Below are 22,705 nucleotides of genomic sequence, written 5' to 3' on the forward strand. Positions count from 1 at the left end.
TTAAAATCTATTTATCTATTTACTTTTCAGCAACTGCGGGTTATTTGCAAGAAATTCCTGCTTTCTTGCAATCATTTCATCAATCCGTTCAATATAATCATTCAGGTTTTTTACGTTATCTACCCGTTCTATTCTGTTTTCATCATAAAACACAAATTTTGACAAAGCTCCGGCACCCAACGCCAGGATGGTTTGCTTTTCTTCCATTATTAAAATATTATATAAACCTTCCTTGCCGTCTCTTGCATAGCCTATATTCTCAAGATTATCCGCCATATTCTTCTGTCTGTATAAATAATAAGGATGATAATCGTTCTTTCTTGCAAATTCCATAGATAGCTCAAGCATTATAGGTACATCCACCGGCTGCAGGTTATAAAAACTTTCTTTTTCGGCATTTAGCCTTGCAGCCCTCTTTATAGCCAGAGTATGGACTGTCAGGCTGTCCGGATTTAGCTTACCTATCTTTTTTAAGGTATCTTCCACGTCCTCAGGGGTTTCGCCGGGAAGTCCTATTATAATATCCATATTGATATTATCAAAGCCAATTTTCCTTGCCATGGCAAAAGCTTCTTCAACCTGTTCTACCGTATGTCTTCTGCCTATAAGATCAAGTGTTTTTTGCTGCATAGACTGAGGGTTTATGGAAATCCTGTTTACGCCCCACTTTTTCAACACTTCGAGTTTTTCTTTATTTATACTGTCCGGTCGCCCTGCCTCCACACAAAATTCCATCACATGGGTAAAATCAAATTGCTTTTTTACTAAACCAAGCAAACGGTCAAGCTGGCCGGCTGAAAGAGAAGTAGGGGTGCCCCCTCCCAGATAGACGCAAACAAGCTTTTTATCGGGAAAGCAAGTGGCCCCGTATCTAATTTCTTTTTCCAGGGCGTCAAGATAGGCTTCTATACGACCGGCAAATCTTTCTGCAGAAAATGAGGGAAAAGAGCAGTACAGACAGGTGCTTGGGCAAAAGGGTATGCCTATATACAGGCTGTATCCGTTTTTATAATCCATTTTATGAAGAAGTCTTCGCTCCCTGTCAGCTATGTCTATGCTTAAATCTGTTTTTTCCCTGGAGCAAAGGTATTCCTTTTCCATAATAGCATATATGGTTTCTTCATCCATACCCTTATCAAGCATTTCATATACCAATTTTGTTGGCCTGATACCGGTTAGTGTACCCCAGGGAAGTTCTTTTTTGCTCAGCTTCGAAAGGGTCTTATATAAAAGCCTTTTTAAGGCATTTTTATAAGCGGCTTTTTCTGTAACCGGGTCCGGCCCATCAGTTGCCGCCTGATACTGTTTGCCTTCTATATCTGCAAATATACTGATTTTATTTTTATCAAAATCCATCCGTATGAAATCCGATATATCGCTTTCTTTCGGTATATCTTTATCTGTTATTACCACTTCTTTTCGCGGATAAAATGCTTTTACCAGCGGATGGATATCATTTTCATACGTCCTGTCGGAAAGGATAACTTTTATCATTCTTGCTCCCATTGTGTAATATTTTAACAAATCTATAAAAAAGGATTATATTGTTTTTCATGCCCTATGGTTGTAGGCCTTCCGTGACCGGGGTAAACTTCCGTTTCATCCGGCAATATAAAAAGCCTGCTTTTTATTGATTCTATTAGTCTTTGATGATTTCCTGTCGGAAGATCCGTTCTTCCTATGCTTTCATAAAAAAGAGTATCTCCGCTGAATAATGTGGACTCATCTTTCAAATAATAGCAAGCCCCGCCTTCCGTATGGCCGGGTGTATATATAACCTGCCAGATTAGACCTGCTGCCTCGAACTCTTCCTTGTCTTTAAGGAAATAGTCGGGTTTTAAACTTACTTCTCTTCCAAAATTAATTGACGCGTTCAAATTGGAATCATTTAAAAGAGTTTCTTCGTTTTCACCGGCGTATATACCGGCTCCGGTCAGAGCTTTAAGTTTTTCGGCAGCCATTATATGGTCAAAATGACCGTGGGTTAAAAGTATACGCTTACACACCAGGTCATTTTCATTTAAATAACTATATATTTTTTCCGCCCTGTCGGCAGGATCTATAACGACGGCTTCCTTTGAATCCCGGGCTCTTACTATATAGCAGTTGGTCTGCACCATGCCCAGCACCATTGTTTTTATCTTAATATTTTTCATAACACCTTACCTGCTTTCATAGTGCAAAACTTAAAGTATTATTCTTAAAAATATTTATTGTTAGTATTTAATGTTATCCGGCTGTCCTTTCTATATCAAGTACGCTTTCCACATTACGGATTTTTGCGATAATCTCATTCAGCTGCTCAACGCCATTTATCTTAAATCCGATACTGATGGATGCCGTACCCTGCTTGCTGGTTCTTACATTCATCGAAGTTACATCAATCTTGTTTTCAGTCAGAACTCTGGATATGTCAACCAGAACACCGATCCTGTTGTTGGCGTATATCTTAATTTCGGCAGGATATTCGCCGACATCTTTAACATTTTCATCCCATTCTGCTTCAATAAGCCTTGCCCTGTCTTCTTCAGGAAGATTAATCACATTTATACAATCTGTTCTGTGAATGGAAACACCCCTGCCTCTGGTTACAAATCCTATTATTTCGTCACCGGGCACCGGGCTGCAGCATTTTGAAAATCTTACCGCCAAGTCGTGCAGACCTTTTACCACTATGCCGCTTTTTGATTTTGCTGTGGGTATTTTAATGTCCTTGTTTCCGACTATCCCTGAAAGAACACTTTCATCGGTAATTTCCGCTATATTTTTCTTGCGGTGTTCTTCCACAAGGCGGTTTATAACTTGGCTTTCTTTTAATCCGCCGTGTCCTACGGCAGCAAGCAGAGAATCCCAGTCTTTAAAGCCATATTTTCTAAGGACGGCAGCCGTATATTCCGGCTTCATCAGATCGCTTAAAACAATATTTTTCTGCTTGCAGTAGTTGGCAATTAATTCCTTACCTTTATTTATATTATCCTCTTTTAATACTGATTTAAACCATTGATTTATCTTATTCTTCGCCTGGGTACTTTTTACAATAGACAGCCAGTCCCGGCTGGGTCCCTTGGAATTTTGGGATGTTATTATTTCTACCCTGTCTCCGTTTTGAATAACATAATCAATCGGAACCAGCTTGCCGTTGACCCTGGCACCGACCATCTTATTTCCTACGGCACTGTGAATGCTGTAGGCAAAATCTATGGTATTTGAACCCCTCGGAAGGGTTTTTACATCACCGGTAGGTGTGAAAGCATAAACACTGTCGGAGAATAAATCAAAGTCGTTTTTAAGTAGGCTTAAAAACTCTTTATTGTCCGACAAATCCCTTTGCCATTCCAATACCTGCCTAAGCCAGGCCAGCTTTTCTTCTTCTGCCTTTGTCGTAACACCTTTTCCGTCTATGCCCTCCTTATATTTCCAGTGGGCTGCAATACCGTATTCTGCCGTTCTGTGCATTTCAAAAGTACGGATTTGAATCTCAAAAGGCTGTCCCATGGGACCTATTAATGTAGTATGAAGGGACTGGTACATATTAGGCTTAGGCATGGCTATATAATCTTTAAATCTGCCGGGTATCGGCTTATACATTTCATGGATGACACCCAAAGCCGCATAGCAGTCTTTTAAGGTATTGACAATAATACGGACGGCAAATAAATCATATATTTGGTCAAAGGTTTTATTTTGATTTACCATCTTCTTATAAATACTAAAGAAGTGTTTTATTCTGCCGTCTATCTTTGCCTGTATGCCGGCTTCACTGATATGTTTTTTGACGTCCTCAACTATACTGTCGATATAAGCCTGGCGCTCACTCTTTTTATATGCCACTTTTTCCGCCAATTCCTTATAAACTTCCGGCTCCAGATATTTTAAAGACAAATCGTCAAGCTCCACCTTAATTTTGGATATACCAAGCCTGTGGGCAATGGGAGCATAAATGTCCATGGTTTCTCTGGCTATTTCTTTTTGCTTTTCCGGAGACATATATTTTAAGGTCCGCATATTGTGAAGCCTGTCTGCCAGCTTAATTAATATTACTCGGATATCCTTTGCCATGGCCAAAAACATTTTTCTTAAATTTTCTGCCTGGATTTCAACCTTATCCTTGGAATAATTAAGCTGGGTCAGTTTTGTTACACCATCCACAAGTAAAGCGATTTCGTCAGAAAACATTTCAGATATCTGTTCGAGAGTAATTTCGGTATCCTCTACCACATCATGAAGAAGACCCGCTACTATACTCTCTTTATCCAGTTCAAGATCGGCCAAAATATTTGCAACAGAGAGTGGATGTATGATATAAGGTTCACCGGATTTTCTGTACTGGTCCTTATGGGCTTCCATAGCCAGTTTGTAGGCTTTATCCAGTAAGGTAATGTCTGCAGACGGATGATACTTGATAACTTTGTCTGTCAACTGCTTATACAACTCTTCGGGCGTAGCAACAGAAGCTGGCACCGCTATGGATGCCGGCTCGCTTATTAAGCCCTGATTTGTATAATCGTTTATATTATCCATAATATCACCGCCTCTTTTATGTCATACACCAAAACTCTTTGCAATTTCACCATATACTACTTCTTTCTATTATAATTAATCATATTGAATAACTGCATCAACATCAAATCCGGCCAATCTTTCACGACCTTTAAGGCCTTTAAGCTCTATTAAGAATATAATTTTTACGACTTCGCCGCCTAACATTTCAACCAGCTTGGTTATGGCCTCAATGGTTCCTCCGGTTGCAATCAGGTCATCTATAATAACAACTTTCTGTCCTGGCTTGATTGCATCTTTATGGACCTCAATAGATGCTTTGCCGTATTCCAGTTCATAATCGATTGAAACGGTTTCACAAGGCAATTTCCCTTTTTTTCTTACAGGAATAAATGCTTTATTCATATTATACGCAATAGGAACGCCAAAGATAAATCCTCTGGACTCAGGACCTACTATAAGATCAAAATCTACATCCTTTAAAAGCTCCTGCATTTTGTCAATAGCAAGCTTTAATCCTTCTTTGCTTTGGAGTATGCTTGTAATATCCCTGAATATTATTCCGGGCTCCGGAAAATCAGGTATACTTCTTACATAATCTTTTAAATCTTTCATTTTCACCCAAACCTTTCTTTGGATCAATTTTAATTTTTGATCCTATTATAGATGAATATTATATCACTTCCGACATTACTTCGCAAATCTAATTCATTTTTAGGCATAAAAATATAAGAAATTTTATTATCGGTAGTTTTGTATCATTAGTTGTATGCTTTTATATCCGTTATATTCATTAATATTCGGATAATATGTAACAGTAAGTTTTATATTTGAACCCCTTCCTGTCTTTAATCGCCAGACTTCGTCCTGTCCGTAAGTATCGCCGATGTATTTAAAAAACCGATCCACATCTCCAAAATACAGGGCATCCATCTCTCTTCCGTATTGGTTTCTTACGCGCATTTTTATACCGCTTGCGTTGCTTCCGACAATCATAAGAGACTTTACAGTCAAATCTTTTTCCGCAAATAAGGGTTTGCTGTTTCCGTTACCGAAAGGTTCAAGTAGCCTAAGTTCTTTTACCAGTCCTTCCGACAAATACCCCAGCGGAAGCAGGATATCTATAGTAACCTTAGGTTTTAACATTTCTTCGGTCAGTGTTGAATTTTCATTTAAAACTTTTCTCAAAACTTCTATATTTTCAGGCAGGATTGACATCCCGGCCGCCAATGGATGACCGCCTACTTTTATAAAAAGATCTCTGTGTTTTGACAATTCTTCAATCATATTGTATTCATTTATGGATCTTCCTGAACCTTTGACATGCTCGGCCGAATCCGTAAGAACTATGGCAGGCCTGTGGTATCTTTCGCGAAGTCGTCCCGCAATAATTCCAGCAACACTTTCATGACAATCCGGAAGATATACTACAAGCACCTTGTCATCTAACATATGCTCATCCTCAATCAATTTTATAGCCTTCTCCAGATATTTTTCAGTCATACTTTTGCGGGATTCGTTAAGACTTTTTAGTTCTGTAGCAAGGACCAAAGCTTCACTCTTATTTGGAGCTAAAAGCAAACTAAGTCCCTTTTTGGCTGTATCAAGCCTTCCTGATGCGTTCAGGCAGGGACCGATGATAAATCCAAGATGAAAAGCTGAAAGATCCTTGTTATTTATCTGGCATATTTCCATAAGGGTCAAAAGGCCGATATTCGGTGTATTTTTTAGCAGGTCAAGCCCGTGTTTTACAATAATTCTGTTTTCATCTACCAATTCCATTACGTCACAAACGGTAGCTATAGCGGTATAGGATATCAGTTCTTTCTCGTACTCATCTTTTTCAGGTATGTCGTATCTTTCAAGTAGGGCTACCGCCAGCTTATACGCAACCGCTGCTCCGCATAAGCCTTTAAAAGGATACGGACAATCAGGCCGCTTGGGATTGATTACGGCATCGGCCTGTGGAATAACAACTTTCTTATCTTCCGTTTCAAGTAGGTTGTGGTGGTCGGTTACAATTACTGTCATACCGTACTCTTTAGCTTTCAAAACCTGCTCCATGGCAACTATGCCGTTGTCGCAGGTAAGCAAAGTATCTATATTTTGGGCTTTTGCTTCTTCTACTATTCTCATATTTATTCCGTAACCGTCATTAATTCGGTCCGGAATTTCATAGTCCACATTAGCCCCTAACATTTTTAAAGTCCGATACAGGATGTAGGTAGCTACCACACCGTCAACGTCATAATCCCCGACAATACGGATGTTTTTTCCGTTTAAAATCTTTTCCTGTAAAATATCGCAGGTTTTTTCCATGTCTTTTAGCAAAAAAGGGTTATACAAATCTTCAAGACTGGGATTTAAGAAAACTTTGATTTTATCCGGATCTTCCAGGCCCCTGTTTACCAGGCACCTGGCCAGTACCTCACTAATACCGCACTCTTTCATTATATATTCAAAATCTGCTTTTTTGTTCTTAATAAACCAATTTTCCAAAATGTCCTCCTATAACCCTTTTTCTATCTCCTTAATCTTAAGATATACGGCTTTAGCTAATTCTTCATGACCTTTTTCATCTATATGGATTGCATCCCTATCGTCGGCTTTTGCAAAATCTGCAGCATCCATAAAATAACACCCATATTGATCAGCCACTTTCTTAAACTCCGGTGCCAAAAGCCTTGATTTTTCCGCACCTTTCAAGCCGAAAGCCTCAAAATACATTGAATCCACTATCTTATCGCTTATATGAATCGGAGATATAATCAGGATGTCTTTGTTATAAATACTGGGATTTCTAAGAATTTTAATTAACTGTTCCAATCCTTTTGCTATGTCCATTACTGTAGCAGAAAATTTCTCTTTGGTATCATTGGTACCAAGCATAATTATAACCAGGTCCAGTGGCCTGTGGGTGGCAATTAAAAATTCAAGGTATTGGCTTCCGTTGGTAAATTTATTGTCAGGATCATCATAAACAGTCGTTCTCCCGCAAAGCCCTTCTTCAATTACATAATAATCGCTGCCCAAATACTTTTGAAGCAATCCGGTCCATCTTTTATTCCTTTCATACCTTTCTCCGCTTCCCGCAACAAATCCGAAAGTATTGGAATCACCAAAACATAATAAATTCTTTAGCATCCTCATCATCCTAACCGTATTAAATTATATCTTGAATTTAAATCAATTTTTTAAAAAAAGCAATGTTTATATTCTTGTATATCAATTTTATTCAATAAGAAATCACGAATAATACCACCAAACTGAATAAAAAATAGGCCCGGCACAACACAGGCCTACGTTTCAAGTCAATTCATAATAAAAAGTACTATATTCTGAGAATATAATACCTAAAGAAAGCAACCATACTAAGTTTGATATATAATATCAAAATATCAAAAAATTGTCAAGTTAAGCGGATTTATTCATAAATTAAGATTTTTTGGCAAGAATATTGTATGTATATTTAATGGTATGTTATAATATATCATATCGTAATAAAAACTACTTAACAACATAACGATATCCTGATCGGATTATCAAATGCTGTCAGAAAACATATATAATACGGAGGTAACCTAATGAGAGATTTTGTAATAACAACCGACAGGACCTGTGATTTACCGGACAATTTTATTAAAAAACATAATTTGAAAATAATCCCTTTATACTATAGTTTTGACGGTAAAATCTACGGAGAAGAAGACGATTTGGATCCTAAAGAATTTTATGATATAATGCGGGCCGGTAAAATGCCCACCACAATGGCAGCAAATCCTGAAGCTGTAAGAAAAATTTTTTCGGGCCTGGTAAATGAAGGATACGATATACTACATATCGCATTCTCTTCGGCCTTAAGCGGCAGTTGCTCTGTGGCCGAAACCGTTGCCAGGGATATTTGTGAAGAAATACCCGACGCAAAAATTACCGTAATAGATTCTCTTTGTGCTTCCATGGGCGAAGGCCTTTTAGTCTACAAGGCCGTTAAAATGAAAGAAGAAGGCAAATCATTGGATGAAATAGCCAAGTGGCTTGAGGATAACAAATTAAACCTGTGCCATATTTTCACCGTTGACGATCTTCACCATCTGCGCAGAGGGGGCAGGTTATCCAGGACATCGGCTATAGTAGGTACATTAATCCACGTAAAACCGGTACTTCATGTAAACAACGAAGGAAGGCTTGTTCCCTTAAATAATGTCAGGGGTAGGAAGAAAGCCCTGATTTCTTTGGTTGAACAGATGGAAAAAAGGCTTCCCGGATACGAAGATAAAAATGATATTGTGTTTATAAGTCACGGGGATTGCCTTGAAGATGCCGAATATGTAGCTTCCCTTATAAGAGAACGGTTCGGTATAGAAAATTTCCTGATAAATTATGTTTGCCCGACAATTGGTTCCCATTCAGGGCCCGGCACAGTTGCTTTATTCTTCATGGGAAATGAACGATAAAAATATTAAGATTACATCAGAAATTAACTATTACTGAGGCTGATTTCAAGCGTATAACATTTTTATATTCGGTTTTTATATATATAATTTCATGATAAATAATTATCCTAGTAAAATTTAATGAAAAAATTAAAAATAATGCTCATTCTAATAATTACAAATAATTTATCAAGTAAAAAAGGACAGCTTCCCAATTTAATGAGAAACTGTCCTTATTTTTTTATCCGAAATGTTAGGATATCTTTCTTTAACTGAAAGCCCCCTTGTGAAGATTGCTTACAACCTCAGATACCCTGTTTTTAGCTTCTTCTCCCGTTGTGGAGCTTTCAATATAGTTTATAAGTTCCCTCTTTTTTTCGTCAGGTAAATTCGCAAAATTAGTCATAGCTTTTACATCCAGCGCCAGCTTCATACCAAGACCTACCGGAAGCTGGGTCCTGCCGTCTATTAAAGTCATAATTCTCTCCTTTCATAAAAATACGGAATAAATTTAAAAATAAGATTCCGGATTTATTTTTATTATTTTAAACAAATAACTTTATTATGTTATAAAAACTGTACCATTTTTCATTTAATTTATTAAATTACATTTATTTTTCGTAAATTTTTATTATGAAGTCACTTTTTCCATTATAAAAATAACCTGAATCCAATAAATATTGGATTCAGGCCTATAAAAATTAAAACATATTGATTGCTATCATTATTAAATACTTTTTAATAGAGTTCAAAAATTAATAATTGGTTAATCTACTGTATTCTTATAAACTCCTCTATCAGCTTTTCTACCGACTTTAAGCTTTCTCTCCAGAATTCGGGTTTTTCAAGGTCAATTCCTGCTTCCCTTGCAGCCCCTTCAACCGTACTTACGGTTGTTGCTCTTAACATAGCCTGGTATTTAGGCACAAAGTCTTTTCCTTCACTCTTATATTTTTCAAACAGGCCTCTGGCAAGCAAGCCTCCGAATGCATAAGGGAAGTTATAGAAGCTCAGTTGTTCAGAATAATAATGGCTCTTTACCACCCACATGTATGGATGAAGACAGTTGTGGTCAAGGCCGTCTCCGTAAGCCGTCTTTTGGGCATTGAGCATAATTTCATTCAAATCGTCGGCAAAAAGGAAGCCGGTTTTACATTTTTCAAAGACCTCGGACTCAAATAAATATCTGGAATATATATCACATATTATCTGGGTAATATCCTGAAGCTGGCTTTCGATAAGGGCCATCTTTTCTTTTCCGGATGCCTGCTTTATGGCAGCTTCCATGATTAACAGTTCATTAAAGGTAGATGCTGTTTCTGCCACCGGCATACTGTAATCAGTATTAAGAGGCAGGTGGTCCTGAATATGAAGACCGTGGTAAGCATGGCCGAGTTCATGAGCCAGGGTGCACACATCATTTAAGTTTCCGCTGAAGTTTGCAAGTATTCTGCTTTGTTTTATAAAAGGCAAATTATCACAGAATGCACCGCCCACTTTACCTTTCCTGGGAAGGAAATCTATCCATCTTTCTTCGAAAGCCTGATTAATCAAATCAACTAAATCATCCGAAAATTCTTTGAAGTTCTCTGTTAAAAACTTTCTTGCCTCTTCTACTGTAAACTTTGCTTCGCTTTCACCCATAGGAGCAAACAAATCATACCAGGGCAGGCCGTTAGTATGCCCCAGAAGTTTTGCCTTATGTCTTAGATATTTATGGAATACCGGCAGATACTCCCTTATGGCTTCAAGCATAGCATCCAGGGTTTCTTTTTTCATTACGGACTGTTCCAACGTAAGGGCAAGGGGTGATTCATATCCTCTTAATTCACATATGGTATTAACCTGAGTTTTTATATTGTTCAAAGAATAACTTATGGCATCTTTGATTTTTTCATATGCTTTAAGTTCTGCCTCATAAGCATCCTTCCTGACTGAAGGATCTTCACTGTAAGCAAGATTCCTTATCTGTGAGAGGGTTAACTTTTCACCCCTGTAGTCCGCTTCAAGGATTGACGTAAGATGTCCCTGCATACTGCTCCAGGCAGCACCGGCGGATATATTCAGTTTTGCTATTACATCTTCAACATCATCGCTTAACAGATGTTTTGCTTCTTTTTTAATTTCATCTATATAGAATGAATATGATTTAATCTTTTCGTGCTTTTCTTTATATTCTTCTATGGATTTAATTCCTGCAATCCATTTCTTTATTGCAGAAACAGGCTTTGATGTTTCACTCAGGATTTTATCCAGATTACCCAGTTCACTTACTATAGTGCTGTCAGTAGTATTTACCGCTTGTCTAAGCTGCAAATAAGAGCCTAATGATCTGCTTAAGACCTGCAACTGTTCCAAATAATCAAATGCAGTTAATAGCCTCTTTTCTTCATCCTCACCGTCTTCTAATTTTCCGCTGAAAACTTTTATATCGTTTATCAGTTGCTTTAGCTTATTTAAATCATTTTTATACTTTTCATCATCCAGTCCTTTATAAAGCACATCCAACGACCATTCATAATTCATAGATTTTCTTCCTTTCCGTAATGTATTTTTTCTAGAGTAAGCAATTTTTCCTTTATTTCAATACCACCGCCATAACCGGTCAGGCTTCCGTCGGAACCTATAACTCTGTGGCAAGGTATGATACACATTATAGGGTTTTTATGGTTTGCCATACCTACAGCCCTGCAAGCATTTGGGTTTCCTACGGCAATTGCAATATCTTTATAGCTTCTGGTTTCACCATAAGGTATCTTTAGCAGGGCATCCCAAACCTTCTTTTGAAAGGGCGTTCCTTTTGGATTAAGGCAGATGTTAAATTCTTTTCGTTTTCCCTCAAAATATTCTCTTAGCTGAGTGGCGGCTTTTTTTAAAAGTTCTGTTTCTTGAATAACATAATTTTTCGTATAATAATCTTCATTTTCATTTTTAATCAGTGTAACTTCATTTATTCCCGTCCCGTCTTCGCAAATAAACATTCTTCCTATGGGCATATCATAAAAATAACCAACTGCCATAAGCGCACCTCACATTTATTATAATCCGATTAAACCCAAATCATCCGTTAAGTACATATCTTACTTTTGCCCGTTATGTCATTTTAAGCCTCTTAATTTTTAATTAATATGTACACGCGAGTAATTAACCTGCTGATTTCAGTAATAAATTTTACCATATTATTTTCAAATAATCTATTCAGATTAAAAAACCGCTAAAATAAAAATTTGAATTATGAAAAATGCCCTGCCTTAAAATATATTTAAGTTAACTATAAAATCATCATTTATGTCATAATATTGAAGGATATACTGATATAACCCGCATAACATACTTTAGTCTGTTATGTGAAAAAATAATGTTATATCTGTATATCCCGATTTCATTAATACGTATTAATTTTGGCTATCAATAATGCAGTTTATTTTATCATTACATCAGCTCAATATATTAGCAATCATACTTATGAAAATACTTTAACTCTTGATTCCAAAGGTGCAAAGTCTTTCTCACCGGGTTCGCTTGTGGGAGCTCCAAAAGGCATCTGGGCAATAAGTTTCCATTTCTTTGGCAAGTTCCACTTAGCCTTTACCTCATCGTCAATCAAAGGATTATAATGCTGAAGGGATGCTCCGAAACCTGCACCCTCAAGGGCCAACCAAATAGTATACTGCAGCATACCAGAAGACTGCAAAGACCAGACAGGGAAATTATCCTTATATAGTGAATACTGATTCTGAAGGTTTTCAATAACCTCTTCATCTTCGAAGAAGAGAACGGTTCCGTATCCGCCTTTAAAACCGTCAATCTTTGCATCGGTAGAAGCAAAGGAATCGGCCGGTACAATCTTTCTTAAAGTTTCTCTTGTAATCTCCCACAGCGCATCATGGTTTTCTCCTAAAAGGAGGACTACCCTGGCACTTTGGGAATTAAAGGCAGAGGGTACATATTTTACGGCATGCTCAATAATTTCTCTTATCTCCTGATCCGAAACCGGAGATTTCTTTTCTATTCCGTAATAGGAGCGGCGTTTTTCCATCAGTTGAAACAAATTCATATCTTTCATCGTTCATACTTCCTTTCTATAATCAAATATCGGTTTTATTATTGGTTTTAATGCAGATTATATATTCATAAACCTACTTTTTATACATTCATATATATCCTGTGTTTAATAATATCAAATTGAATTGTTTACAATTATATTTTACACTTTATTTTCTTTTTGTCAATATCTTTTATTGACATTTTTTAAATAATTGTATAAAATTTAATTGCGCGTTTACACTATATGATGGCGACGTATTTTAAATATAAAGATAGGAAGGTTAAAATTATGAGTACTCAGTCAAATATGGAAGAATCCAATAAATATGACATACTCAAACTGGATAATCAGCTCTGTTTTTCCCTTTATGTTTGTTCAAAGGAAATAATTCGAAGATACAAACCGCTTTTAGACCCATACGATTTAACTTATACGGGATATATTATTATGATGGCTTTGTGGGAAGAAGACAATATCACCATAAAAGCCCTGGGAAAAAAATTATACCTGGATTCCGGTACCCTCACTCCTCTTTTAAAGAAAATGGAAGCACAAGGGTATATAAACCGTAACCGCAGCAAGGATGACGAGCGGAATGTATATATAAGCCTCACAGAAAAGGGAAAGAAGATGAAAGAAAAAGCCCTGTGCATACCGGAGCAAATGATATGCCTTTTGAAACTTGACCCGAAAAAAGGGATGCAGCTTATAGAAGAACTAAAAAAAATAATCCGGATATTATCCGAAGCCGATAACGAAAACACTGTTGACCAAAAATAAATGTGAATAGCTTTATAAAATAAAAAAAGAGCCTTTTATAAAGAATACTAAAACTCTTTATAAGGCTCTTTTTTAACAACTCTTTATTAAATTGTAAGAAGAGCTAACAGGATTATCGCATATATAGCGATATGACCTATTTTTCTATTATTATATATTTTCATTTTTTAATGTATCCAGAATATTTTCGCGGCGAATTTTTCTCATGGAATACATCATAGATACAAATACCACTAAAAATACACTAAATATGCTTATGAATATGCTTTTTACAGGAATAAAAAATCTTATATCCACTCCTTCCGTCATACTTAAATAAATAAGATAAGTAACACAAATTGACGCCGGTATACCATATAAAAGGGCTTTTAATCCATAGAATATACATTCATAATTTAACATTTTGTTAAACCCACTGTTTGTTATACCTACTGACTTTATCATGGCAAATTCCCGTCTTCGCAAATTTATATTTGTACTTATGGTGTTAAATACATTTGCTATTGTAATTAATGACATAAGAACAATAAACCCATAGGCAAAAACATTTAATATAGTAATGATATTTCTGTTATCCTCCACCTGTTCTGCTATATTAAATATATCTGTTGTATCAAGGCCAGCATCGGTCAGGATTTTTTTTATGTCCTCAATCACTTCGGCAGGTTTATCCGCTTTAAAGTACATATAAAATACATTATACCAAGGTAAATTTTTGACACTGCTTTCGGTATTTTTTATTACCTCATCGTCAACAATCAATAAAATACTGTTTACAGGGCTATATTCCGAAACCCCAATAGGCACCGTATCGGCAAAAGCTCCTATCACAATGGTTGCGCCGTTTAAATTATCAACTTGGGAAGTATCTGACTCATTGTAATCAATTTTAGAATAATCATATACAGTAATAGTTGTTTCATCATGCTTTTTAAATATATTTGAATTAATATATCTTCCCTCATCTTTACTAAAATAATGCTGTTTATCGACTGCTACTGCAGTAATCTCATCCGAATTTAAAAACTTTTCCTTATTAAGGCCCAACACGCTTATATAGTCTACAAATGTATTATGGTCAACGCTATATACAATGATATTAATCTCTACATCGTCTCCGTCGTTATAGCCATATTCAAGCATTCTGGAATAAAAGGACGGTTCAACCTGGTCTTTAGATAGTGCAGCATTCCAAAAGCTGTTTCTTATAATTGATCCGTCTTCTATACCGTCTAAGTTGCAGATATTTTCAAATGCCAGTAAATGATTTTGGCTTAAAACATCATTTTTATATATAGTATAAGATATATCATAGTTATAATCTTCATATACATTCTCCACACCCTTTGTCAGATACATGGAAAATGCTGATGTACTTATAAATAGCAATACGCTGATAAAAAGGGAAAATACCGTACTGCGATAACGCTTTCTATTGCGTTTTAAGTTCTTTAAAGCAATATCTCCTTCAATTCCGAATATTTTTCTTGTCAGAGCAGAAGTCTTAACTTTCTTGGCGGTTAATTTAATATCCATGGTCTGCCTAACCGCATCCATAGGTGATATCTTCTTAGCTCTTCTGGCAGGAATATAAGCAGATATTAATATGGTAATTATACTTACAAGTGCCGCAACTATAACAGAGGCTACCGAAACCGATAAAGACAGTTCTACCGGATAACGTTCACCGAACATTCTGATAAAATTATCCCTAAGCAAATATAAAGTTACCCCTATTCCAAGGATACCTGAGCCTATCCCTAAAGGTATGCCTATTGAGCCTATAACTAAGGCTTCATACAAAACAGAATTTATCAGTTGCTTTCTTGTGGCACCTACACTTGAAAGCAGCCCAAAATGTTTCCTTCTTTCACTTACAGAGATGGAAAAAGAGTTATATATCAGTGATACGGAGCCTACCATTATTAATACCATAACGATACTTGCAAGTCCGTATAATACCTTGTTAAATCTGTCTATATTGCTTATTCCCATATATCTTAAAACATCATCATTATATATGACGCTTTCAATATTATATTTTTTAGAAATGTCATTTTCGAAATCATAAACTTTCCTTGGGTTTTTAAGTTTTAAATAGACGGATATCCGTTCATTTTCTTCAAAAGTTATGTTTGTTTCGTCCAATCTGGTAATTATACTGTAACCCGGAGCCGAATAACCTTCTAATTCATAAGGAAGCCGTTTGCAGATACCGACTACGGTAAATTTTCTTGTTCCCGTAATTTTTAACTCTTCTTTTTCCCCTTCATCTTCGAAAGTAATAGGATTATACTGATTTAACACATACCCGTCCAAATAGCGCAGCCCCAGCTTTAGTTCAATTTGATCACCGATCTTATATTCCACCCCGCCGTTGGATAAGACATGCTCGGAAATTAAAACTTCATCACCATTTTCAGGCAGTCTCCCCTCAATTAAGTACAACGGCAAGGTATCCAGTGCTTTTTTGTCCAATTCCATAAGATAAAGATATGGTTTATATTGATTTATTCCTCCAGTTAAATAGGCATAATATCCTTCCTTAACAAGGGATATTTCGGCCACTCTTCTATCCTTTATTATCTCATTGTAAGCTTCTGAATTATTTAAACCAAACATTATATGCCAGTCACCGATTTTGGCAATTGAATAGTTTACTATATATTGCTGTATGCTTGATGTAAAGGCGGTAACTGCTGTAATCATAGCCGCCGATAAAATAACTCCGATTATGGTTACTATAGTCCTGGTTTTATTCTTTATTAAACTTTTTAAGGTGATTTTATTCATTATATTCATTGTCTGATCACCTCATCTTTAGCTATTTTGCCGTCTTCTATACTTATAATTCTGTCAGCCTGCAGGGCTATCCTTTCGTCATGGGTGATCAGTATTAAAGTCTGATTATATATCTGGTTATATAATTTTAATAAGTTTACAATTTCCTCGCTATTCTTACTGTCAAGATTACCGGTCGGTTCATCCGCCAGCACAATAGCCGGGTTATAGATTAAAGCCCTTCCTATAGACACCCTCTGTTGCTGGCCGCCGGATAACTGATTAGGCAAATGTTTTTGCCTGCCTTTCAAACCCAAGGTCTCTATCAACTCATTCAAATGTTTCTTATCAACGGTCCTTCCGTCCAATAAAATAGGCAAGGTCATATTCTCCTCTACATTCAGTATAGGAATAAGATTGTAAAACTGATAGATTAAACCTATTTGCCTCCGCCTGAATATAGCCAATTGTGACTCATTTAATTTATAGATATCGGTTCCGTCTATATAAACTTTCCCTGAAGTAGGTGTATCCACACCTCCTATTATATGAAGCAGTGTAGATTTACCCGATCCTGACGGCCCGATAACAGCCACAAACTCCCCTTTTTTTACCGAAAAGGATACATTATCAAGGGCGGTTACTGCTGTCTCTCCCTTCCCGTATATTTTAGTCAGATTTTCTACCCTAAGTATTTCCATAGGTTAACTTCCTTTCACTATCTAAAATTTCTTTAAACATTTATGTTTAATGTTATTCTAAAGTCTTCAGATGACTTTCAGGTGACTGTAATTATTACAAAATTGTCATTTTTCATAAGTTAAGCAAATTAAACGCAAAAAACCCACTACCAACTTTTACTGATATGTGGGCTTTCTGATTTTCCACTTTATTAGATTACAGATTTATATAATTTAACGGTAAATGTACTTCCTTGTCCTTCCACGCTTTTTACCGATATATCCCCGCCTTGTCTAAGGATAATACTTCTGGACATAGCTAATCCTATACCTACACTGTCCGATGATGAGTTCTTTCCCCTGTAAAACCTGGTAAAGATATATGGCAGATCTTCCTTGGAAATTCCGACACCTGTATCTTCTATTACAATTTCACTGTAAAGGGGGTTGTCATTTACGCTTATTTTAAGTTTTCCCCCCGGCATGGTATGTTCTATACAATTTTTTAAAATATTAAGCAGTGCCTCCCTCATCCAATGGGGATCACAGGTAATTATATTATCTTCCCCTGAAACACTTAAGTCTATTTCTTTAAGCTCCATCGGTATTAACACCGGTTCAACAGCAGATTGTATCAAATCTCCTGCTTTGATCCTTACCTGTTTCATTTCGATAACATCGGCATCCAATTTTGAGATTGTTAATAGGGATGTTACCAACCATTCAATCCGCTCTAATTGAGCATATATTTGGGATGTGAATTGCTTTCTTTTGTCAGCCGGCAAATTTTCATCCTTCAATAAATCCACCATAACCATCATGGATGTCAGCGGGGTTTTCAGCTGATGTGATATATCAGCCATATGCTCTGACAGAAGAATTTTGTCATTTTTTAATTTTTCATTATACTCCGATAACATATTGGTAACTTTATAAATTTCGCTTTTTAATATACTTAGCTCACCTTCTTTGTTATCTCTTATGTCTAATGAATATTCCCCCTGCTGTATTTTTTTTAAATATGCTGACAATTTTTTAATCTGGTTATACCGGTATAGGGTAAGGGATATGAAATACACACTCAATAATACGCCCTGGGCTAACAGCAGGATTCCGAATATTTTATTCGTCCGAAATCCAATAAGGGAAAATATAGAAATGGTAATTAAAGTAAATATAAGTACTGTTCTGAATTCTTTATTCCTTAAAGCAATCATACCGACCTAGCCTTTCAATTGATACTCCTGCTTTCTATCTGATAGCCCAAACCTCTGACAGTCTTGATAATGTTTGGATTTTGCGGGTCATCTTCAATCTTTTCCCGCAGCCTTTTAATATATACCGTCAGGGTATTATCATTAACAAAATCGCCCGATACATCCCATATATACTCAAGCAGCTGGTTTCTGGACAATATCCTGCCTGAATTCTGCAACAATGTAAGAAACAGCCGATACTCTAAAGCAGTCAAAAATATAATGTTTCCGTTCTTTATTACCTTGCCTTCTTTAAGATTTACTGTAATATTATCGATGGTTATAATATCTTCATTAATATTTTTATTTGCTTTGCCAGTTCTTCTTAAAACGCTTTTTATTCTTGAATGGAGTTCTCTGACACGGAAAGGTTTAGTTATATAATCATCGGCACCGATATCAAGCCCCATCACAATGCTGCCTTCATCGTCCCTGGCTGTCAGAAATATTACAGGGATATCCCCCATTTTTTTTATTCGTTTGCATAAATCATAACCGTTGCCATCAGGTAAAGCTATATCAAGTATAGCCAGGTCAAAGCTGGTCTTTCCTACTAAATCAATAGCCGATTTTACGTTGTAGCAACAACTTACCTCAAAGCCTTCCTGGGTAAGATAATATTCCAAGCCCTCAACTATAGCCTTATCGTCTTCTACTAATAACAGTTTAAACTTTTGTAACTGTGGTGAATTTGCAAATTCTATACTCATAAATGCCCTACTCCTTTTATTGTAAGGTCTCTTGCCCATTTATATCTATAGTATTCTAATTTTTTCAAACAATCAATATCCACATTATACATAAATACATATGAAATATTTGTCCGTAAAATTTATTGAATTGAGTACGCTTTGACGTGATAAGTAGGCAAACCAAAGTATTGTAAAAATTTATACAAAAATTTCGGATGAATTATCTTCAAAATATTAAAAGAGTTTCTTAAACGAAACTCTTTTTACACAATCCTGTAGAGATTTGCCTCATAAGGCCTTAATATATCTGATATATCATTGTAATTGGACAGAATAAGCTGTTTGCTTTTATATTTGTTTGTACTTCTTTTTACGGGATATTGGCAAAGATTGCACTCAATAAGGAATGTACTGTCTTTGCTGCTTCTGATATATGTAAATACATTTTTCTTCTTCTTATCCAAAATCTTAATATCTCCGTAAACAAAAGCTTCGTTTTCCTTTCTGAGCCTAATAAGTTTCCTGTAAAAATTAAGGATGGAATCTTCGTCTTTAAGTTCTGCTTCCACATTGATATTTTTATAATCGCCGCAAATCCCTATCCAGGGCGTCCCCGTGGTAAATCCCGCATTCTCGCTTGCATCCCATTGCATCGGAGTTCTGGAATGGTCTCTGCTGCCGCAAAGTACCTTTTTAAACGCCGCCTCTTCTCCTACGGAAACTTTCAGTTCATTGTATAAATTGATACTTTCCACGTCTCTCAAGTCGTCAATGGATTTAAAATCCCTGTTTACAGCTCCGATCTCCTGCCCCTGATAAATGAAAGGGGTCCCTTTTAGGGTGAGCTGCATCATGGCAAGGAGCTTCCCGAGGGCTTTGCGGTAAGCAGGATCGGGATTTACCTTTGATATCATCCTGGGATTGTCGTGGTTTTCAAAGAATAAGGACATCCAGCAATTATCCTTATAGTAATTTTCCATCCAGTCGATCATATATTCTTTATAATAGTTTAAATCATAAAGATAATCATCAAACTTGGAATGTCCCGGTGTTTCCAAATGGTCAAATGAAAAGATCATATCAAGTTCTTTTCTGTAAGCAGCCGTAAGAAGCTTACTCATTTCCATTCCTATGCCCGGTGTTTCCCCGACGGTAAACGCATTATACGGTTCAAAGGCTTCTTTTTTAATCTCTTTCAAATAATCGTGAAGTTTAGGGCCGTAAAAATAATGCTCAACTCCGTAATAACCCATCAGTTGCCCTATTAATTCATTCCCGTCAGGCAAACCCTCTTTCTTTGAAATATAATTGATAACATCCAGCCTGAAACCGTCAACTCCTTTGTCAAGCCACCACTTAATCATAGCTATGACATCCCGTCTTAGATCGGGGTTTTCCCAGTTTAAATCCATTTGCTTTTTGGAAAACAGATGAAGTGCCCAGGCATCCAGTTTGTCATAATAGTTCCATGCCGGACCGCTGAAAAATGAAGTCCAGTTATTGGGCGGGTTCCCGTCTTTATTGTCTGCAAAATGATAATAATCTTTATACTTTTCGGACCCTTCCAGGGCTTTTTTAAACCACTCATGTTCATCGGATGTATGGTTTATAACCAGATCCATAATAAGTTTCATACCTCTTTTATGGACTTCCTCAAGCAAATTATCAAAGTCCTCCATGGTGCCGAATTCTTTCATTATGGCATAATAATCCCTGATATCGTATCCGTTGTCGTCATTGGGTGAATCATATACGGGAGACAGCCAAATGGCATCAATGCCAAGATCTTTTAAATAATCAAGCCTTGAGCATATTCCTTTCAAATCGCCTATGCCGTCCCCGTCTGAATCCTGAAAACTTCTGGGGTATATCTGGTATATTACAGCCTCTTTCCACCATTTTCTCTCAAAATCCCCCTTTAAATTTTGAGGTACATCCCGTTCACTGTTTAATAAATCTAAAATTGTAGCAAAAAAATCTTTGTCTATTTTTCCCTTAGTCAAGGATACCAGTGTCTTTATGCGAAGATTTCCTATAAGAGGATTTGTAGCAAGTTTCCTGCTTTTATTAAGCTGAAGAAGAAGCTTATTGATTATGTCACGTCCGATTGGATTAGCGTAAATATCTTTTACCCTGCTGTTAAAATCCAGTTTTTTATTCATCCTGTACCCCCCATAATATAACGTTTACATTTATAATAATCGCATATAATTATCATACTTCAAAGTTCCTGATTAATCAATTGTCGAAAATATAGGGCTTTAAAACATTAAAAAAATATAAAAACTATAGGCAAGGAAAATAATATGCCCCTTTTTAAAGCCGTTTCACCAACTGCTAAAGTATTGAACTGCTGTCATTTAAATTTAATAAAAAAGCAGCTTACATGGATGAATAAATGTTCCACATAAGCTGTAATTTTGCTTATCATAGAATTATTTCTATAAATTAAAGTCTTCCTCAAATCCCAGCATCAGGTTCATATTTTGGATGGCAGCCCCCGATGCACCCTTTCCCAGGTTATCGATTCTGGTTATTATCATCGCTATTCCTCTTTCGTCATTGCCAAGAACGAAAATTTCCGCCCTGTTGGTATTATTGCAAGCTGTTATATCAAGCCCTCCGTCAAAAATTATTTTATTTATTTCATCACTCTTGAGGCTTTCCTCATCTATATAAGGCATTACTTTTATGAATTTTTGACCCTTATAATGCTCTTTATAAACGCCGTGAAGTTCTTTTCCGTTTAGTTTTTTATTAAGGAGTCTTGTATGAACAGGTATAGTTGTGGCAAGCCCTTTATAGTAGCCTGCTACAATGGGAAGAAAAACCGGGCTTTGGGTAAGACCCGTATGCATCATCATCTCTTTTAAATGCTTATGATTTAAACCCAGGCTGTAAGGTCTTGGAGCTTTAGTATAAGGATTGTCTTTGTTGTTATCTTCGTATTTTTCAATAAGACTTTTACCGCCTCCGCTGTATCCTGTTATGCTGTGGCATGTAACAGGGTAGTCCGGTGACATTATATTATGTTGAACTAAAGGATATACGGAGAGTATAAATGCTGTGGCATGGCAGCCGGGATTACTTACCCTTTTGCTTCCCTTTATGGCCTCTTTATGGGCGTAAGAAAGCTCAGGAAGTCCATATGTCCAACCCTGCGCCGTCCTATGGGCCGTACTGGTATCGATTATTTTTGTATTCGGGTTTTCTACCAGGGATACCACTTCTTTTGCCGCATCATCCGGCAGGCATAAAAACACAATATCTGCTTCATTTATGCATCTTTTTCTTTCATCCAAATCCCGGCGTTTATCATAATCAATTTTTATAAGTTCAATGTTTGTATATTTACTAAGCCGTTCATGAATCTCCAAACCGGTTGTACCGCTCATGCCGTCCACAAAAATTTTCTTTTTTGCGTTCATATTCTAAATCCCCTTATTGTATATTTATGCGTTATTATTTATTAATATACATATGTATACATCATATGTCAACATATAATTTATAAATATCTACTAAATAATAATAA

At 36.4% G+C, this 22,705-nt stretch carries 18 protein-coding genes; 2 read left to right on the forward strand and 16 right to left on the reverse strand.

The features are described from left to right. Positions 1-15: 15 nt before the first annotated feature. From hemZ to HHT355_RS08875, 6 genes are all read right to left on the reverse strand, one after another. Positions 16-1,494 carry a coproporphyrinogen dehydrogenase HemZ gene (gene hemZ / locus HHT355_RS08850; RefSeq protein WP_199179181.1) on the reverse strand — a complete coding sequence of 493 codons (1,479 nt, stop codon included), beginning with the start codon at positions 1,492-1,494 and terminating at the stop codon, positions 16-18. Positions 1,495-1,526: 32 nt separating this feature from the next. Beyond that, positions 1,527-2,156, reverse strand: a complete 630-nt coding sequence (locus tag HHT355_RS08855) for an MBL fold metallo-hydrolase (RefSeq protein ID WP_103203082.1) — start codon at positions 2,154-2,156, stop codon at positions 1,527-1,529. Between the two features lie 73 nt (positions 2,157-2,229). Then, complete coding sequence (locus HHT355_RS08860; RefSeq protein WP_103203083.1) at positions 2,230-4,521, reverse strand: RelA/SpoT family protein; 2,292 nt, start codon at positions 4,519-4,521, stop codon at positions 2,230-2,232. A 75-nt stretch (positions 4,522-4,596) separates the two neighbouring features. Further along, a complete protein-coding gene (locus HHT355_RS08865) occupies positions 4,597-5,115 on the reverse strand; it encodes an adenine phosphoribosyltransferase (RefSeq protein ID WP_103203105.1) in 519 nt (172 codons plus the stop codon). A gap of 126 nt (positions 5,116-5,241) precedes the next feature. After that, positions 5,242-6,999, reverse strand: coding sequence for a single-stranded-DNA-specific exonuclease RecJ (gene recJ / locus HHT355_RS08870; RefSeq protein ID WP_330403391.1), 1,758 nt, complete (start codon positions 6,997-6,999; stop codon positions 5,242-5,244). 9 nt (positions 7,000-7,008) lie between these two features. Beyond that, complete coding sequence (locus HHT355_RS08875; protein WP_158245942.1) at positions 7,009-7,644, reverse strand: GDSL-type esterase/lipase family protein; 636 nt, start codon at positions 7,642-7,644, stop codon at positions 7,009-7,011. Positions 7,645-8,084: 440 nt separating this feature from the next. Here HHT355_RS08875 and HHT355_RS08880 point away from each other — a divergent pair, with 440 nt between their 5' ends. After that, positions 8,085-8,954, forward strand: a complete 870-nt coding sequence (locus HHT355_RS08880) for a DegV family protein (protein ID WP_103203086.1) — start codon at positions 8,085-8,087, stop codon at positions 8,952-8,954. A gap of 247 nt (positions 8,955-9,201) precedes the next feature. Here HHT355_RS08880 and HHT355_RS08885 read toward each other — a convergent pair whose 3' ends face one another. The 4 genes from HHT355_RS08885 to HHT355_RS08900 all read right to left on the reverse strand — a co-directional run bounded on the left by HHT355_RS08885 (position 9,202) and on the right by HHT355_RS08900 (position 12,999). Further along, positions 9,202-9,411 carry a YdeI/OmpD-associated family protein gene (locus HHT355_RS08885; RefSeq protein ID WP_103203087.1) on the reverse strand — a complete coding sequence of 70 codons (210 nt, stop codon included), beginning with the start codon at positions 9,409-9,411 and terminating at the stop codon, positions 9,202-9,204. A gap of 293 nt (positions 9,412-9,704) precedes the next feature. Further along, complete coding sequence (locus HHT355_RS08890; protein WP_103203088.1) at positions 9,705-11,459, reverse strand: M3 family oligoendopeptidase; 1,755 nt, start codon at positions 11,457-11,459, stop codon at positions 9,705-9,707. After that, positions 11,456-11,953 carry a methylated-DNA--[protein]-cysteine S-methyltransferase gene (locus HHT355_RS08895; RefSeq protein ID WP_103203089.1) on the reverse strand — a complete coding sequence of 166 codons (498 nt, stop codon included), beginning with the start codon at positions 11,951-11,953 and terminating at the stop codon, positions 11,456-11,458. Before HHT355_RS08895 ends, HHT355_RS08890 begins: the two co-directional genes overlap by 4 nt. A 443-nt stretch (positions 11,954-12,396) precedes the next feature. Continuing rightward, entirely contained in the window at positions 12,397-12,999 is a 603-nt protein-coding gene (locus tag HHT355_RS08900) for a nitroreductase family protein (RefSeq protein WP_103203090.1), read from the reverse strand. Positions 13,000-13,269: 270 nt separating this feature from the next. On the opposite strand from HHT355_RS08900, the gene HHT355_RS08905 reads away from it, so the two are divergent. Continuing rightward, positions 13,270-13,761 carry a MarR family winged helix-turn-helix transcriptional regulator gene (locus HHT355_RS08905; RefSeq protein ID WP_242967620.1) on the forward strand — a complete coding sequence of 164 codons (492 nt, stop codon included), beginning with the start codon at positions 13,270-13,272 and terminating at the stop codon, positions 13,759-13,761. A gap of 150 nt (positions 13,762-13,911) precedes the next feature. Here HHT355_RS08905 and HHT355_RS08910 read toward each other — a convergent pair whose 3' ends face one another. From HHT355_RS08910 to argC, 6 genes are all read right to left on the reverse strand, one after another. Further along, positions 13,912-16,563, reverse strand: a complete 2,652-nt coding sequence (locus HHT355_RS08910) for an ABC transporter permease (protein ID WP_103203091.1) — start codon at positions 16,561-16,563, stop codon at positions 13,912-13,914. After that, complete coding sequence (locus tag HHT355_RS08915) at positions 16,560-17,243, reverse strand: ABC transporter ATP-binding protein (protein ID WP_103203092.1); 684 nt, start codon at positions 17,241-17,243, stop codon at positions 16,560-16,562. Before HHT355_RS08915 ends, HHT355_RS08910 begins: the two co-directional genes overlap by 4 nt. Before the next feature lie 191 nt (positions 17,244-17,434). Then, positions 17,435-18,439, reverse strand: a complete 1,005-nt coding sequence (locus tag HHT355_RS08920; protein ID WP_103203093.1) for a sensor histidine kinase — start codon at positions 18,437-18,439, stop codon at positions 17,435-17,437. A 14-nt stretch (positions 18,440-18,453) separates the two neighbouring features. Beyond that, entirely contained in the window at positions 18,454-19,188 is a 735-nt protein-coding gene (locus tag HHT355_RS08925; protein ID WP_103203094.1) for a response regulator transcription factor, read from the reverse strand. Between the two features lie 245 nt (positions 19,189-19,433). After that, positions 19,434-21,332 (reverse strand): alpha-glucosidase, encoded by a 1,899-nt coding sequence (locus HHT355_RS08930; protein ID WP_103203095.1) that lies wholly within the window; start codon positions 21,330-21,332, stop codon positions 19,434-19,436. 279 nt (positions 21,333-21,611) lie between these two features. After that, complete coding sequence (gene argC / locus HHT355_RS08935) at positions 21,612-22,598, reverse strand: N-acetyl-gamma-glutamyl-phosphate reductase (RefSeq protein ID WP_103203096.1); 987 nt, start codon at positions 22,596-22,598, stop codon at positions 21,612-21,614. Between the last annotated feature and the right edge of the window lie 107 nt (positions 22,599-22,705).

This window comes from Herbinix hemicellulosilytica (assembly GCF_002904165.1).
In the GTDB taxonomy this organism is placed as follows: Bacteria; Bacillota; Clostridia; order Lachnospirales; family Lachnospiraceae; genus Mobilitalea; species Mobilitalea hemicellulosilytica.

Bases quoted from the DNA above. Each gene is read 5' to 3' on its own strand.
- HHT355_RS08925 (WP_103203094.1), bottom strand. From the start codon at position 19,188: ATGAGTATAGAATTTGCAAATTCACCACAGTTACAAAAGTTTAAACTG.
- argC (WP_103203096.1), bottom strand. From the start codon at position 22,598: ATGAACGCAAAAAAGAAAATTTTTGTGGACGGCATGAGCGGTACAACC.
- HHT355_RS08895 (WP_103203089.1), bottom strand. From the start codon at position 11,953: ATGGCAGTTGGTTATTTTTATGATATGCCCATAGGAAGAATGTTTATT.
- hemZ (WP_199179181.1), bottom strand. From the start codon at position 1,494: ATGATAAAAGTTATCCTTTCCGACAGGACGTATGAAAATGATATCCAT.
- HHT355_RS08900 (WP_103203090.1), bottom strand. From the start codon at position 12,999: ATGAAAGATATGAATTTGTTTCAACTGATGGAAAAACGCCGCTCCTAT.
- HHT355_RS08910 (WP_103203091.1), bottom strand. From the start codon at position 16,563: ATGAATATAATGAATAAAATCACCTTAAAAAGTTTAATAAAGAATAAA.
- HHT355_RS08860 (WP_103203083.1), bottom strand. From the start codon at position 4,521: ATGGATAATATAAACGATTATACAAATCAGGGCTTAATAAGCGAGCCG.
- HHT355_RS08920 (WP_103203093.1), bottom strand. From the start codon at position 18,439: ATGATTGCTTTAAGGAATAAAGAATTCAGAACAGTACTTATATTTACT.
- HHT355_RS08885 (WP_103203087.1), bottom strand. From the start codon at position 9,411: ATGACTTTAATAGACGGCAGGACCCAGCTTCCGGTAGGTCTTGGTATG.
- HHT355_RS08865 (WP_103203105.1), bottom strand. From the start codon at position 5,115: ATGAAAGATTTAAAAGATTATGTAAGAAGTATACCTGATTTTCCGGAG.
- HHT355_RS08930 (WP_103203095.1), bottom strand. From the start codon at position 21,332: ATGAATAAAAAACTGGATTTTAACAGCAGGGTAAAAGATATTTACGCT.
- HHT355_RS08875 (WP_158245942.1), bottom strand. From the start codon at position 7,644: ATGCTAAAGAATTTATTATGTTTTGGTGATTCCAATACTTTCGGATTT.
- HHT355_RS08915 (WP_103203092.1), bottom strand. From the start codon at position 17,243: ATGGAAATACTTAGGGTAGAAAATCTGACTAAAATATACGGGAAGGGA.
- HHT355_RS08890 (WP_103203088.1), bottom strand. From the start codon at position 11,459: ATGAATTATGAATGGTCGTTGGATGTGCTTTATAAAGGACTGGATGAT.
- HHT355_RS08855 (WP_103203082.1), bottom strand. From the start codon at position 2,156: ATGAAAAATATTAAGATAAAAACAATGGTGCTGGGCATGGTGCAGACC.
- HHT355_RS08880 (WP_103203086.1), top strand. From the start codon at position 8,085: ATGAGAGATTTTGTAATAACAACCGACAGGACCTGTGATTTACCGGAC.
- HHT355_RS08905 (WP_242967620.1), top strand. From the start codon at position 13,270: ATGAGTACTCAGTCAAATATGGAAGAATCCAATAAATATGACATACTC.